We start from the raw sequence: 13,643 nt of genomic DNA, 5'->3' as shown, positions 1-13,643 counted from the left end.
GGCGGCCGGTCCTGAAGAGGACCGACCGCCGCCGAATGAAGATCAGGGTTGCATCAGGCCTTGGCCTTTCGCTTCACCCAGCCCCATACAGCCGTAGCCACCAGGAGCACCAGGCCGATGATGGCCAACCAGAGCAGGCCCTTCACGGCGAAGCCCAGGATCGAAAGAATAAGCCAAATAATAAGTAGTGTGATTATTAGTCCCATACGGAAAGCCTAAGCCACCCAGGTGGCTGTTTCCGAACGATCAGTGATCGTGGCGGAAGATGGCCACGGCTTCGCGGACCGCGTAGTAGACGATGACCATACCGGCCACGGGGTCGGCCCACCACCAACCGGCAAAGGTGTCCAGCAAGATGCCGGCCAGCACGGCGGCTGCCAGAAGACCGTCGATAAACGTCACCTTGCCCTCTGCTGTGAGAACGGGATTGCCCAGCGCCTTGCCCGTGCGGGCCTTTCCGGCTGAGAGGGCGAACATGACCACTGCCGTGACAGCCGTCCAGATAATTCCGGTGGGGCTCGGCCGTGCGTGGTGCCCGGCTGCCAAGGCAAGTCCGGACTGGACGAGCAGATAGAGAGCCAGGGCAACGAACGCCCCGGCGATCAGCCTCAACGCGAACCGTTGACGCCGTTCCCCGGCCCCCGAGAGTTCCCAGATCACCACGGTGCTGGCACCGATCTCGATCAGGCTGTCCAGGCCGAAGCCGGCCAGCGCCACCGATCCGGCCGTGATGGAAGCGACGGCAAGAACTGCCACTCCGACGACGTTCCAGCCCAGCGTGATGCCCTCAAGGATGAACCCGCGACGTCTCAGGCGCGCGATCTCAGGGCGCGTCAACATTTCAGGCAGCATCCGTGCCCTCTTTCCCGGCGCCCCCGGCGTTTCCGGCGATGGGTGCCGGCAGGCCGGCCAGCCGTTCGATGACGGCAAGCCCGGCCGGGGTGCCCGGCCAATGCCGCCGCAAAGACTCCGGGCCTGCGGAGCGGATCACGGAACGAAGAACCAAGGCCATGACGATCACGTCATCGGCATAGCCAATCAGCGGGAGGAAGTCCGGGACAAGATCCAGCGGCAAGAGCAGATATCCCAACAAAAGGAACAGCTTGATCCGGGCGCCGCGGGATACCGCAGGGTCGGCCGCCAAACGCCTCAGCACGCGCAACACATCCGGCAGCAGCCGCAACGCTTCCCGCATACCCACCGTCTCCGGATGGGACCTCGCATAGACCCACAACCCCAGCAGAAGAACCGCGTAGACAGCTACCAGCCCGGCCAAGATCCCCAGCGCCGCGTGCCACCACTGCACGGCCCCTACTCCCCGGCCTCAGGCAGGCCATGGCCTGACGGGGCATGCAGAGTCGCGTAGACCTTCTCGGCGTACTCGTCGAATACAGCGGAACACTCGCGCAGTCGCTCGTCGGCGGCCTGCGCTTCCGGCAGTTCCAGAACGTCACGGCTTTTCAGATCACGGTACCAGCGCCGCAAGCGGTCCAGGCTCTGCTCTTCCTCTTCCAGCTCCGCCAGAGTGAACTTGGCGTTTCGGGTTTCCTTGGCGATTTCGTCCTCGAACGCCCCGCAATCGCCGGTGAATTCCTTCCACTCATCCAACCTGAGCTCCTTGAATGCCGAGCGCAGGCCTTCCACTCCCGCATCGCCGCTACCCGGCGTTGCCAGGACGAGGACGCTGCCGGTTCCGCGGCCGGCCAGCTCCACGACCCTAGGCACGGCCTCCGAGAAGAACGGCGTGTCTGGAACGGTCCACACCCCCGAGGCCACTGGCGCAGCACCGATCCTCCGGAGCTCCCGCCACACACCGACCCTCGTCCGTGAGGTCTCACCAGTCAACCGGACAACAAGAACCAACCAATCCATGCATCAATCATATACTGCTACAACAAGGTAAGTAACAGCTGTTACATACTCCCTGCTCGGGAGGGCACAGAACCCGAGGACCTCGGCCGGTAGGTTCGGTCGGTCCGATGGAATCCCTTAGCCCTATCTGCCCGGTCTGAAAATACGGTAGTTCCGGGTGATTTGGGATGGGACTTTCTGTCTTGCCCGGACTGCAGGCCGCTCGCGTGGGTTCTGGATACCGACGGCGGAAACAATGCCCCCGAGGATGAGCAGCACCGCCGTCACGGTCACCACCCGGTGAAATCCGTCGAGATCAAGTTTGCCGCCCATGACGAGGCCGACCAGCGAGATGCCGATCAGACCGGCAACCCTGCTGACGGCGTTATTCGCTGCCGAGCCGATGCCGGCCTGCTGTTCCGAGATCGAACCGAGAATGGCGGCGGTGAGCGGTGCGACTGTCGCCGATAGCCCGACCGCGAACAGGAGGATCCCGGGCATCAGCTGGGTCCAGTAGTTGACCGGGATTTCCGACGCGAGCATCAGGAGGTAGCCAACTCCGGCGAGAACAGGTCCGAATGCCATGAACCACCGCGGGCCGAACCGCCCGGCCAGTGAGCCAAACCATGAAGCCAGGAGAATGTTGACGAGGCTGACGGGAAGCAAGGCCAGAGCGGCCGACGTCGCCGGAAAACCGGCAACCTGCTGCAGGAAAAGCACGATGATGAACCCGCCGATCGAAAGCGCGGCGTAGACGAAGGCCGTAGCCACGTTGCCGACGGCAAAGTTTCGGACGGCGAAGAGGCTGAGCGGCAGGAGCGGGTGCTTCGCGGTCTTTTCCCGCCAAATGAACCCGGCGAGGCACAGGATGCCGAGGACGAGGGGCATCAGAATGAGTGGGCTCCCCCAGCCGTAGTTGCCCTGTTCGATCAGCGCGTAGACCGGCCCCGCCAACCCGAGCACACAGAGCACGGCACCCGCGTAGTCGATCCGCACGCCCTCCTTGCGAACATCCTTGACCCGCAGCACGGCTAGCAAGTACAAGGTCACGGCAATGGGCAGGACGTTGATTCCGAAGATCCAGCGCCAGCCCACCGAATCAACGAGCACTCCACCAAGCAGGGGTCCCGCGATGAAAGCCACGGTTGTACCAGCAGTCCACTGGCCGATTGCCTTCGCCCGGGGCGCTTCGTCGAAGTTTGATGTGATCAGAGCCAGAGAGCTGGGCACCAGCAAGGCGCCCGCCACGCCTTGAAGCGCCCTGGCAAGGACCAGCCAGTCCGCTGTGGGTGCCAGCGCACACATCACTGATGTCGCGCCGAACCCGATCAGGCCTGCCCGGAGAATGACAACCCGGCCCAACAAATCAGAGAGCGAACCGGCGACCAGGATCAGTGACCCCAGGGTGATCAGGTAGGCATCGACAACCCATTGCTGCGTTGTCAGTCCGCCGCCCAGTTCACGGGAAATGGCCGGCAGCGCTACGTTGATGACGCTGCCGTCGAGAAACGACACAAAGGAAGCGAGAATCGCGATCCACAGCACGAGCCTCTGCGTACGCGCCGACGGTAGGGAACCCATCCTTCAAGCTACACCCGCCCCGGCGGTTGCCGGACTCACATATGGAAGGACGTTCAGCCCGTCGCCGGAGTATATTTTTATGTCTGGTCTCTGTCCCGCCGTTGCCCTATCGTTGGGGCACCGATTACATTCGACCGGCGGAGCTCCGCATCGGAGGTACATGATGGGAATCATCTCGTCTGGTTTTCATGGAAAACGGCGCACCGGCAATCCAGCGTTACCACCCGGCCAATACGAGACGCCAAGCTTTCCCGTACTGACGGCGGGCCCTGCACCTTATATCGCCCGGGCTGACTGGGAATTCTTCATTACTACGGAGACTGGGCAGCGCCGCGCCTGGTCCTGGGATGAGCTCTTGGCACTACCGCAGGTCGACATCCGGACCGATATTCATTGCGTGACCAGCTGGTCCAAGCTGGGCACCTCGTGGCGCGGGGTGTCCCTGGACACCTTGTTCGCGGATGTGGAAACAACGTCCGAGTTCACTACGGCTCACTCCTACGGCGGCTATACGACCAATGTCCCGTTGCAGGACCTGCTGGACGGCCAGGCATGGGTGGCGTGGCAATTCGACGGTGAGCCTCTGGAACGGGCCCACGGTGGCCCCGCCCGCCTGCTGATACCCCACTTGTACTTTTGGAAGAGTGCGAAGTGGATCAATGGCATCGAGCTGATGCCGCACGATGTTCCCGGCTTCTGGGAATCGAACGGGTACCACATCTACGGCGACCCCTGGCGCGAGGAGCGCTACTCATGAGGCAGGACAGATGAGCACCCTGTGGCGCGTCGCCGAGGTGATCCGCGGCGTTCCTGAAACGGAATCCTCCAGAACCATCGGCCTGCGCGTGGACGGGCTGAACGGCAACCTTGCCGGACAGCACATCGATATCCGGCTCACGGCGGACGACGGATACACGGCAGTGCGGTCCTACTCAGTAGCCACAGCCGGCATGGACGAACTCCTGGAGATCACGGTCGACGAACTGGCCAACGGGGAGGTCTCCCCCTATCTGGTCAGAGACCTGATGGTCGGGGACCAGTTGGAGATCCGGGGGCCCGTCGGCGGCTGGTTCGTCTGGCTTCCGACCGACCCCAACCCGGTTCAGCTGATCGCCGGGGGATCCGGCATTGTCCCGCTCATGTCCATGATCCGCGCCCACGAGGCATCCGTGAATCCTTCACAGTTCCGGTTGCTGTACTCGCTGAAATCGCCCGAGGCAGGGTTCTATCGGGAGGAGCTGCTCACCTTGAACCAGGGATCTCCCAAGCTGACGGTCGACTATGTCTATACACGCAAAGTTCCGGAGGGCTGGCCAATGGCCCCGAAGCGACTCACCGCCGAAACACTGTTGGCAAGCATCCTGCCGGCGGACATGGCACCCGACATCTTCATCTGCGGTCAGACGATGTTTGTCGAAACGGTCACAGTGTGGATGGTGCAGGCGGGCTATCCTGCCGCCTCGATCAAGACCGAACGCTTTGGCGGAACGGGAGGAACACGGTGACTGGCAACAACGGCTCCGCTTCCCCTGGTGCTGAGGACCCGCGCCTCGAGGACCAGGATATCGCCGGGACCGCAGGCAATCCGATACCTCATCTTGACGGGAACGCGGCAGCAGGACCCCTGTGGGAACTGTTCCGCATCGACATCATTGCAGCGATCGGTCGGTGCAAGAATTGTGGCGCTGTCAGGGTCTTCGGGGAAGCAGCGGTCTATGCCGATGCCCCGGGAATGGTTGTGCGCTGCAGTTCCTGCGGGGGCGTCCTGCTGCGTCTCGTAGAGACTCCGACCAAATTCTGGCTCGATGTCAGCGGACTCAGCTACCTGCAGATCGACCGGGAGACCTAACGCGCTGCTCTGCTATCCGCACCCCGCCGTGCTCAAGACCGCAGGGGGCGTGAAGAGGTAGTCTGCGACGATGCTGAACACCCTCAACGCTTCATCATGGGCGCCACTGGATCTGGAACAACGACACTCGGCCGGGCGATCGCCAACCAGTGGTCAGTACCTTTCCTCTAGTTATTTGATCAACGTGTCGCCAGTGCGCGGTTAGGCTTACAGTCATGGCGATCATCCATCAGGCAGAACTGCAGCCGACGAAACTTGAGCTTCTCGCAGAGTGGCTGCCCCGCCAGCCCTGGTTCACGGAACCCGGCACGGCAGCGCTGCACAAAGTTGGCGCCTACCGGTTCGACGACACCGCCGGCGAGGTCGGCATAGAAACCATCATCGTGTCGGTGGGTAACTCCACTTTTCACGTCCCACTCACGTACAGGGCCCAACCCTTGGCCGGCGCGGAATCCTGGTTGGTCGGAACCATGCAGCACTCGGTTCTCGGCCCGAGGTGGGTTTACGATGCCTGCGCCGATCCAATCTACGTGGCAGCGCTGGCGGCGAGCATCATGCTGGGCCGGCCGCAGGCAGAGCAATACCTCCAAAAAGGGGAAAACCTGGAACTCCTGGCCCAGACGGTCTTCGTGCGAAGCACCGGGCCGAAACTCGATTCAGTCCCTGACGTCTCTTCAGCGGCACCGCGCGCCACCGACGCCGGCACCGCCATCGAGACTGCTGACCTTCACCTGCTTGTTATCCGGCGGCTGGACCTGGATGAGCAACCGGCCGGCCCGCTCGCGCTGACCGGCACATGGGAAGGTCAGAAGGACAACGTCAAACTCGCCGCCATCAGTGATGCCTGACATTTCCGCGGGTTAGGGGCGCCCCACTCCGTCCGTGTCGCGGGGTTGGGTATTGCCTTCCTGCCGTTCAGGCTGGATCCCGTGCTGTTCCCGGAGCTCGCGCCCGCGGCGAATGTCCTCTTCTTCGCGGGCCTGGAGCTTGTCGCTCTGTTTCGTGTCCCGTGGCGGCAATTGGATGGTCTCTTCGGCCTCAATGCCGGCCTGGAGTTGGCGTCCACGCTCCATCTCGGCGTCGAACTCGGCACCGAACAGCAACGACATGTTCAGGATCCAGAGCCACAGCAGCGAGATGATGACGCCGCCGATCGCACCATAGGTCTTCTCGTAGCTATTGAAGTTGGCCACATAGAAAGCGAAGGCCAAGGACGCCAGCAGGAAGATGACCAAGGCGATAGCGGAACCCAGGCTCATCCAGCGGAACTTGGGCTGCTTTACGTTCGGCGTAGCGTAGTAGAGGATGGCGATCACCAGAATCACGAGCAACAGAATCACCGGCCACTTGAGAATGTTCCACGCCGTCAGGACGGCCCCGCCCAGGCCGATCGAGTTGCCGACAGCGTCCGCCACCGGCCCGCTCAGCACTAGCATGGCTGAAAGCACGAGGACGATCAGCACGGCGGCAATGGTGACGGCGAGCATCGTGCCCCGAAGTTTGATGAACGGCCGGCCCTCGTCAATTTCGTAGATCCGGTTCATTGCCCGGCCAAAGGCTCCGACATAACCGGAGGCGGACCAGAGGGCGGTGAGGATGCCGAGTACCAGGGTGAGGCCGGCAGCGGAGGAACTGCTGAGCTGCTCGATTGGCTGGCGGATCGCGTCAACGGTGTCACCGGGCGCGAATCCTTGAACGATCTCCATGAGAGCGGATGTGGTCTTCTTGGCGTCCCCGAAAATGCCCAGCAACGACACGAGGGCCAACAGCGCCGGGAAAATAGAAAGCACCGCGTAATAGGTCAGTGCTGCGGCGAGATCCGGGCACTGGTCCTTAGTGAATTCACGCAGGGTCTTTTTGGCGATGTACTTCCACGAGGGCTTAGTGACGTCGGCCGGGCTGTCCGGTTTACGGGAGTCGTCCGGGGCAGGTGCCGTGCGGGCCTTGGCGGTGCTGCTCTCGTCCGTTTCGGCGTCGGTCATGGATTCATTTTCTGCCTTGGTTGGGTTCTTGGCCATTGGAAATTCCTTCGTGGGGTTAAGGGAAATGGCCGGCCGCCCAGCGCATCAGCGAGGGCAGCCGGCCTTATTCAGACGCGGCCTCAGGCCTGCTGAACGTTGTCCTTGGCTTCGGCAGTCCGATCCTTGACGTCCTCCACAGCGGCGTGCCCGTCTGCCTTGAGGTGATCGGTTGCGTCCGCGGCAGTGGCCTTGACGTTCTCCACAGCTTCCTGGGCGGGCGCCTTGAGCCCTTCGGCTACCTGCTTGGCGGCGTCCGTCAGTTCCGTGGTGAGTGGCTCGGCTGCCGATTTGAGGGCATCAGCGGCTTCACGCTCCTTCTGACTGGCCGGGATCAGGGAGGAAACGAGCAGGCCGGCACCAAAGGCGATCAACCCGGCAGCCAATGGGTTCCCCTGTGTCCTGTTCTTCAGCTGGCCCGGCGCGCCCGCAACTGCGGAGCCCGCGTCGCTCACATGCGAGCCGACGCTTCCGGTGGTGGAGTGGACGTGGTCGGCGGTATGGTCTGCGGCTCCCATGACTTTATCCTTTACTCCGAAGACGGCGTCTTTGACGTTCTCTTTGACTCTATCCGTCTGCCGCTGGACGATATGCGACGGCGTGACTTTGTCAGCGACGGCGTCCACGTTTGTGCCCAGGCGGGCACGGGTTGCTTCAATATCTGCTCGGATGACATCCGGGTTTTCGCTCATCGTGTTTCCTCGCTGAATCTTAGGAGTTGGGTTTTAGGGTGGGCGGGATTTCCTGGAGGGTTTCAGCCGTCCTCGGCATGCCCTTGATCGCGTTCAGTTCCTTGCGGCCCATGGCTGCCAGAACGGCGGCGACAACTGCCCAGATGACGGCGACAACAACGCCGGACCAGCCCAGTCCCATCACGATCCCCAGCGCCCACCAGAGCGCCAAAGACAGGAACAGGAGCACGAAATGGCCAGCGACGCCGGCGCCGGCGAGCATGCCGGTGCCTTTGCCTGCCCGGGTGGCGGACTGCTTGAGTTCGACCTTGGCCAGTTCCACTTCCTGTCGCATCAGGGTGGACATGTCCCGTGTGACCTCACCGAGGAGGTCACCCAGGGACGTCGATTCAGCCTTTGCCTGCGCGGCCGTGGGAGGCATTTCGCTGCTCATCGACGGCCACCATCAAAGGGGTCATCGCGCAGCGGATCAGCCTGCTGCAATGGCTCACCAGCCACGGACTCTGAGGACCGGCGGCCCTGCCCGGCGTCGCGGAGCGGATCGGGGGTTCCCAAATCGGAGTCCAGCGGATTCGGCGGATAGGTGTCAGCGAGGCCCGCCGTCGTGGTTTGCGGAGCGGGCATCTGTACCGGCGGCGGCGGAACCGCTACCCCGGTATCGGGGATCCGGCCAGCAGTGGACGTGCCGGTAGCGGTAGCGCCCGTCGCTTCGGGGGCGCCGGCGCTCAAGCTGCGGCTGAGACGCCCAGCCAGGACACCGGCTCCAGCCGCGAGCAGGAGGAAGGTGCCCGGGCGCTGCCGGGCAAAGGACTTGACCTCGGTCAGAAGCGAACCCGGATCCCGGCCATCGAGCCAGGACGCAACAGCGGAGGACCGCTCGGCAGCTTGGCGGACGAGGTCAGTGGCCACGCCGGGCTGGTCAGAGGCGGCAGCCATGGAATGCAATTCGCCGGCGACGGACCGCAGACCTTCGGCGACCTTCTGCTGCTGGGTTCCTGCCTGCTCGGTGAGATCGGACTTTGCCTGGTGCAGCAGGTCCCGGGCATTGGTCTTGACCTCGGCGGCAACGTTGGCTGCCTCCGCCTTGGCCGTCCCGGCGACGTTCTGGGCAGCGTCTGCCGCGTGCCGCGTTACGTCCGCAGCTTCGTCCTTGGCCGCTTCCTGTTTGGAGTCAGCACGTCCCGTGCCTTGCGGGGGTACAACTCCAACACCGGCGTACCGGTCCGGGGAAGCTTCGGGTGCTGCCTGGGCCCATGGGTTCTGTGTCATCGTTGCTCTCTTTCAGGAATGGTCCGCTTGGGATCGTGACTAGCGCTACCGGATGAAATTAGTAAGCACGGTTACTAACTAGATACTAAGCACACTTGCTATATGTCGCGCAAGGCCTCGAACGAAAATCGGACGGTCCACCTTCCGCCCGTCGGGTGAATCGCCGCCCGCCCTGTGGGCCGCGCGTGAAAAATAGTAAGCATACTTGCCAAAAGGGAGCCCGGCATGCATAGGGTGGGTATCCAGCGTCGGCGCTTCGTGCCGACGTCGCAGGCAGCGTGACTTTCGTTGCCACCCAATCAGGAAGGTCTTCTTCGTGATACTCGCCCGTGAGCCCAACGCCCGGGACGGTTACCGGCTTCTAACCTCAGCGGCCCGTTTAGTGCAACGCCTCCACGACGATGCCTTGGCGCCACTGGGGTTGACGCGTGCCGCCGTCATCGCGCTGGAAGCCGTGGCACCCCGCCCGATGTACCAGGAACAGCTCGCCGCAAGAGTTCATGTCCAAAGCCAAACGCTCGGCCGCGTCCTTGCCCGGCTCGAGGACGCGGGGCTGGTCACGAGGACGCGAAACCCTGAGGATCGGCGCCAATTTCAGGTTGAGATTACCGACGCCGGCCGCGCGGCACTGCAAGCGGCCTCCAGGGCTGAGCGTGCGGCCGTTCCCGCCGACTTCGACGGGTGGGAGGCACTGTCTGAGCAACTCGCCCGGTTTGTGGATTTCTTTCAGACTCCACGGCCCGGCACCCCAGGCTCCACGGCCCGGCACCCCAGGCTCGACGTGCCCTCCCCGCCCAAGGACGGCCTCCGGCGCCAATGAACTAGCCTCCCGCGGCTGGTTGCCACTGAGCCTCCCCCGCCCGGCGCCACGGCCAGTCGCCGCTTCCAATGCAGTTCGGACCGGCAAGGGGCGAGCAAGACAGAAGGCCGCTGAGCCGGGTATTGCGCGTTACTATGCATGCTGATTAAATCGCCGGTACGGCCGCATTCCACGACCGGTCTACCGAAAGGAAGTACAAAGATGGGAATTCTCGCTTTTCTCATTCTCGGCCTTATCGCCGGAGCTATCGCCAAGGCGGTCCTTCCCGGCCGTCAAGGAGGCGGCTGGCTGATCACACTCGTTGTTGGCGTCGTGGGCGCAATCCTCGGAGGTTGGATCGGCTCGTTGATCTTCGGCGGAGGGCTCGCTGACTTCTTTGACCTGCGGACCTGGCTCCTCTCCATCCTCGGGGCCGTTATTGTGCTCCTGATCTATGGGGCTCTTGCCGGTCGTAGGACCAGGGCGTAGCAGCCTCGAACCTCCGGATGCAGGGCTGCCGCTGAGGACGCCTTGCGACTTCTGTCAGACGGTTGCGGGCCGGTTCTGGAACACCCCGGGAGGAAACTCCCGGCGTTTCTCGGCCCGCGCCGCCGAGTCCAACCTCATGACGTTTCACCTCATGCCGGGCGACCGCCCGCAACGCCTCGCCGAGAACAAGCTTTGAAAGCCTCCGAGCGCAGCTCCGGCGGCCGGTTCCGGCGTCGCCGTCGTAAGTAGTAGTCGCTAAAGCTGCAGGAGTCATTGCTCCGCGCGCATCCGGCACCGTGAGACCAGAGATGCTAAACAGCAAGGAGATAGACATGGACAACCTATTCCGCCGCACGGGCATCGACGTGCCCGAACCAGTCCGGCGCTTCCTGCAAGGCGAGACGGACACCTGGCTCAGGGTCGAAGAATACCGGGACGGAAACACCTTGGTGGTCAGAACCGACATCCCCGGCATCGACCCGGACAAGGACATCGATATCACCGTCACCGAGGGCAGCCTGAATATCGCTGCCCGGCGCACCGAGCCCGCGCACAAGGATCAACCGGGTTACCGAAGCGAAGTTCGGTACGGCGAATATTCGCGAAGCGTCCCGCTGCCCCGCGGCGCGGACCCTGACACCGTCGAGGCCAGCTACATCGACGGTGTCTTGGAAATCCGCGCCCAAATCCCGGAGCAGTCCGGACCGTCCGCCACGAAAGTCCACGTCTCCCGCGGTGGAAACCAGTCACCGGAAGCACCGGAGAACTTCGTGACCTGAACGGCTTTTCCGGCACATGACTCACCCGGCACCCACCGGCGACCGCGTGCGCCTTCTGGCATGGCAAAGGGGGCGGCCGGTCTTGGTGCACTGGCGCCCAGCCTCGCCACGCCTCCGCAGCCCCCGCCCCGGAAATTTGAGACAGAGCGGAAACCACCTCATGACTATCAAGATCAACGACGCGGCGCTGCGTCATGCTCGGCAGCTCGTCAAGGACTCGAGGTTTGCCCGGGATACCCGTGACGATTGGAGCGAGCACGCGCCCGACGCCGAGGCAGAAAACGCATTTATCGACAAGCACGGGTACAAGGAGTACGGCACGTGGCATCTGGGCGAAGACGCCGAGAAGACGCACGACACGAAGGGGCGCTACAGCTTTCCCTTCGGTGATTTCCGCCGGCTGCATCGGTGCGCGATTCTCGCCATCCAGAGCCGGGCCGCCCAGAATAACTACGATGACATCGCCGCCGCAGCGAAGTCCCTGCTCGACGAACTGGACCAAGACTAGACCTGGTCCAGTTCACCATTCTCTCTCCGCCATCGCCTCGCGCAAGGACCCCACCTGTACGGCCTGGAATGCCCGCCACGGGTGTCCTCACCGGCCCGTCTCGTGGGCGCCGGGCTTCCCAGCGTGCCCTCCGGCGGAGCCCAGCCGCCGGGAGCCCACCTATTCATAAGGGGGCTTCCTAATCTAACCGGGCTCGTGATATAACACGAAAAACGGCGCGGGAGAACTCCCTGCGCAACGGGACCGGTCCCAGCTCCTAATCGAATGGCGGCGCATTCCATTGGACATTTCCCACCGGCTCCAAGCCGGACTGGCGGTGGCGACAACGTTCATCCCCAGTCTCCGCTCTCTTTCGGCTTCAGGCCGCCGCTCGCGAAGGTCTCGCGCAGGACCCTGACGGTGCCAGAACTGCGGGTCGGCCTCGGAAGTTCTCAGCTGAGCACACTGCCGGCTGATCATCGCCCCTCCCGGAGTTCGCAGTGCCGCGGACGCTTCCCAAGCACCGGACAGCACCAAAGGGTCCTGTCCGGTACCGGTCGGGCGGTCCATCAAGGGCTCCTGACCGGAGCCACTATTTCAACCGAAGAGATCCAAGGAGAGGTCATGCTCACCACCGAACAAATTGACCGTCTGCTCAGCCAAGGCGCAAATGTCCTGTCGGGAGACGGAGAAAAGATCGGCTCCATCGGCCAGGTCTTCGTAGACAACGAAGCCGGCCAGCCCAGCTGGGTAACCGTTCGTACGGGCCTGTTCGGGATGTCGGAATCATTTGTTCCCCTCGAGGGTGCTCGGCTGGAGGGCAATGACATCGTCGTCCCGTACAACAAAAATCAGGTCAAGGACGCGCCAAGGATCGACGCCGATCGGCCTCTGGAGCCTGCCGAGGAAGACCGGCTCTACCAGCATTACCGGATGGACAGCGGACGCACCTACACGGACGCGGATACAGCTGACGCAGCATCCGCCACACGACAGGACGCCTCCGGAACCGAGCGCGCCGAGACCCGCGACGCCACGGGCACAGCCGGATACGGCACAGCGACACCCACCACCGACGCCGCGACGCCACCCACGACACGACAGGACGCCTCCGGAACCGACCGCGCCCAAACCCGCGACGCCACTGATACCGACCGCGCCGAGACCCGCGACGCCACGGGCACAGCCGGATACGGCACAGCGACACCCACCACCGACGCCGCAACGCCACCCACGACACGACAGGACACCACCGGAACCCACCGCGCCCAAACCCGCGACGCCGCTGATACGAACCGCGCCGAGACCCCCGACGCCACGGGCACAGCCGGATACGGCACAGCGACACCCACCACCGACGCCGCAACGCCACCCACGACACGGCAGGACACCACCGGAATCGACCGCGCCGGAACCCGCGACGCCACGGGCCGGGGGCGCCTGCGCAAATACGTCACGACGGAAACCGTCACCAGGACGGTGCCAGTGCAACGCGAAGAGGTTCGAATCGAGCGGGAACCGATTGCCGAGGAAGACCGCGGCGAGGTCTCGAACCGACCGGCCAGCGACGACGAGGTAATCCTTCACGAAGAGCGCGTCATAGTGACCAAGGAGACCGTCCCGGTTGAACGGGTCCGCATCGTTACTGAAACGGTCGCAGATGAAGTCACCATCCGTGAGAAGGTCCACAAGGAACACTTTGACGGCGAAAGCGGCGAGGACAGCGAGGGCACCGAGGGCACCGACGCCGGCCGCGGCTGAACATGCGGATTGTTTAGATGCCCCGGGCAAGGGCTGCGACCCATAGCCCCGGGCATCTTGTTGTCGGA

General features: G+C 63.5%; 18 protein-coding genes. 9 read left to right on the top strand and 9 right to left on the bottom strand.

The window, feature by feature from the left end; genetic code table 11:
* Positions 1-53 precede the first annotated feature (53 nt).
* The 5 genes from ARTB_RS02610 to ARTB_RS02590 all read right to left on the bottom strand — a co-directional run bounded on the left by ARTB_RS02610 (position 54) and on the right by ARTB_RS02590 (position 3,396).
* Entirely contained in the window at positions 54-206 is a 153-nt protein-coding gene (locus ARTB_RS02610; protein WP_028276278.1) for an LPXTG cell wall anchor domain-containing protein, read from the bottom strand.
* 40 nt (positions 207-246) lie between these two features.
* Positions 247-840 carry a cation transporter gene (locus ARTB_RS02605; RefSeq protein ID WP_243177469.1) on the bottom strand — a complete coding sequence of 198 codons (594 nt, stop codon included), beginning with the start codon at positions 838-840 and terminating at the stop codon, positions 247-249.
* A gap of 1 nt (position 841) precedes the next feature.
* Positions 842-1,306: a DUF1232 domain-containing protein gene (locus tag ARTB_RS02600; RefSeq protein WP_243177468.1), complete on the bottom strand. Its 465-nt coding sequence runs from the start codon at positions 1,304-1,306 to the stop codon at positions 842-844.
* Positions 1,307-1,311: 5 nt separating this feature from the next.
* Positions 1,312-1,872, bottom strand: coding sequence for a Chromate resistance protein ChrB (locus tag ARTB_RS02595; RefSeq protein WP_308197208.1), 561 nt, complete (start codon positions 1,870-1,872; stop codon positions 1,312-1,314).
* A 123-nt stretch (positions 1,873-1,995) separates the two neighbouring features.
* Positions 1,996-3,396: a DHA2 family efflux MFS transporter permease subunit gene (locus ARTB_RS02590; protein WP_439954075.1), complete on the bottom strand. Its 1,401-nt coding sequence runs from the start codon at positions 3,394-3,396 to the stop codon at positions 1,996-1,998.
* Positions 3,397-3,595: 199 nt separating this feature from the next.
* Between ARTB_RS02590 and ARTB_RS02585 the strand changes: the two genes are divergently transcribed.
* The 4 genes from ARTB_RS02585 (at position 3,596) to ARTB_RS02570 (ending at position 6,129) form a co-directional block, all read left to right on the top strand.
* Complete coding sequence (locus tag ARTB_RS02585; RefSeq protein WP_243177987.1) at positions 3,596-4,189, top strand: sulfite oxidase-like oxidoreductase; 594 nt, start codon at positions 3,596-3,598, stop codon at positions 4,187-4,189.
* Between the two features lie 10 nt (positions 4,190-4,199).
* The gene (locus ARTB_RS02580) at positions 4,200-4,937 is read left to right on the top strand and encodes an FAD-binding oxidoreductase (RefSeq protein WP_243177461.1); all 738 of its coding nucleotides are present in this window, start codon (positions 4,200-4,202) and stop codon (positions 4,935-4,937) included.
* A complete protein-coding gene (locus ARTB_RS02575; RefSeq protein WP_243177459.1) occupies positions 4,934-5,281 on the top strand; it encodes a DUF6510 family protein in 348 nt (115 codons plus the stop codon). The genes ARTB_RS02580 and ARTB_RS02575 overlap by 4 nt, the downstream gene beginning before the upstream one ends.
* Positions 5,282-5,496: 215 nt before the next feature.
* Positions 5,497-6,129, top strand: a complete 633-nt coding sequence (locus ARTB_RS02570) for a CG0192-related protein (protein ID WP_243177456.1) — start codon at positions 5,497-5,499, stop codon at positions 6,127-6,129.
* A gap of 12 nt (positions 6,130-6,141) precedes the next feature.
* Here the strand turns inward: ARTB_RS02570 and ARTB_RS02565 are convergent, their stop codons facing one another.
* From ARTB_RS02565 to ARTB_RS02550, 4 genes are all read right to left on the bottom strand, one after another.
* Positions 6,142-7,263 carry a YihY/virulence factor BrkB family protein gene (locus ARTB_RS02565; RefSeq protein ID WP_439954082.1) on the bottom strand — a complete coding sequence of 374 codons (1,122 nt, stop codon included), beginning with the start codon at positions 7,261-7,263 and terminating at the stop codon, positions 6,142-6,144.
* Between the two features lie 119 nt (positions 7,264-7,382).
* A complete protein-coding gene (locus ARTB_RS02560) occupies positions 7,383-7,991 on the bottom strand; it encodes a DUF3618 domain-containing protein (protein WP_243177452.1) in 609 nt (202 codons plus the stop codon).
* Positions 7,992-8,010: 19 nt separating this feature from the next.
* The gene (locus ARTB_RS02555; protein WP_028276270.1) at positions 8,011-8,424 is read right to left on the bottom strand and encodes a phage holin family protein; all 414 of its coding nucleotides are present in this window, start codon (positions 8,422-8,424) and stop codon (positions 8,011-8,013) included.
* Positions 8,421-9,260: a hypothetical protein gene (locus tag ARTB_RS02550; RefSeq protein WP_028276269.1), complete on the bottom strand. Its 840-nt coding sequence runs from the start codon at positions 9,258-9,260 to the stop codon at positions 8,421-8,423. Before ARTB_RS02550 ends, ARTB_RS02555 begins: the two co-directional genes overlap by 4 nt.
* Before the next feature lie 382 nt (positions 9,261-9,642).
* Here ARTB_RS02550 and ARTB_RS02545 point away from each other — a divergent pair, with 382 nt between their 5' ends.
* From ARTB_RS02545 to ARTB_RS02525, 5 genes are all read left to right on the top strand, one after another.
* A complete protein-coding gene (locus ARTB_RS02545) occupies positions 9,643-10,080 on the top strand; it encodes a MarR family winged helix-turn-helix transcriptional regulator (protein ID WP_243177450.1) in 438 nt (145 codons plus the stop codon).
* A 201-nt stretch (positions 10,081-10,281) separates the two neighbouring features.
* The gene (locus ARTB_RS02540) at positions 10,282-10,548 is read left to right on the top strand and encodes a GlsB/YeaQ/YmgE family stress response membrane protein (protein ID WP_028276267.1); all 267 of its coding nucleotides are present in this window, start codon (positions 10,282-10,284) and stop codon (positions 10,546-10,548) included.
* Positions 10,549-10,880: 332 nt separating this feature from the next.
* Positions 10,881-11,327, top strand: coding sequence for an Hsp20/alpha crystallin family protein (locus ARTB_RS02535; protein WP_243177448.1), 447 nt, complete (start codon positions 10,881-10,883; stop codon positions 11,325-11,327).
* A gap of 160 nt (positions 11,328-11,487) precedes the next feature.
* Positions 11,488-11,835 (top strand): hypothetical protein, encoded by a 348-nt coding sequence (locus ARTB_RS02530; RefSeq protein WP_243177447.1) that lies wholly within the window; start codon positions 11,488-11,490, stop codon positions 11,833-11,835.
* A 603-nt stretch (positions 11,836-12,438) separates the two neighbouring features.
* Positions 12,439-13,575 carry a PRC and DUF2382 domain-containing protein gene (locus ARTB_RS02525; protein ID WP_243177446.1) on the top strand — a complete coding sequence of 379 codons (1,137 nt, stop codon included), beginning with the start codon at positions 12,439-12,441 and terminating at the stop codon, positions 13,573-13,575.
* Positions 13,576-13,643: the final 68 nt, after the last annotated feature.

Source organism: Arthrobacter humicola, assembly GCF_022803015.1.
GTDB lineage: Bacteria > Actinomycetota > Actinomycetes > Actinomycetales > Micrococcaceae > Arthrobacter > Arthrobacter humicola_A.
Note: the sequence above shows the minus strand (reverse complement) of the source record. Positions and strands in the feature narration are given on the sequence as shown.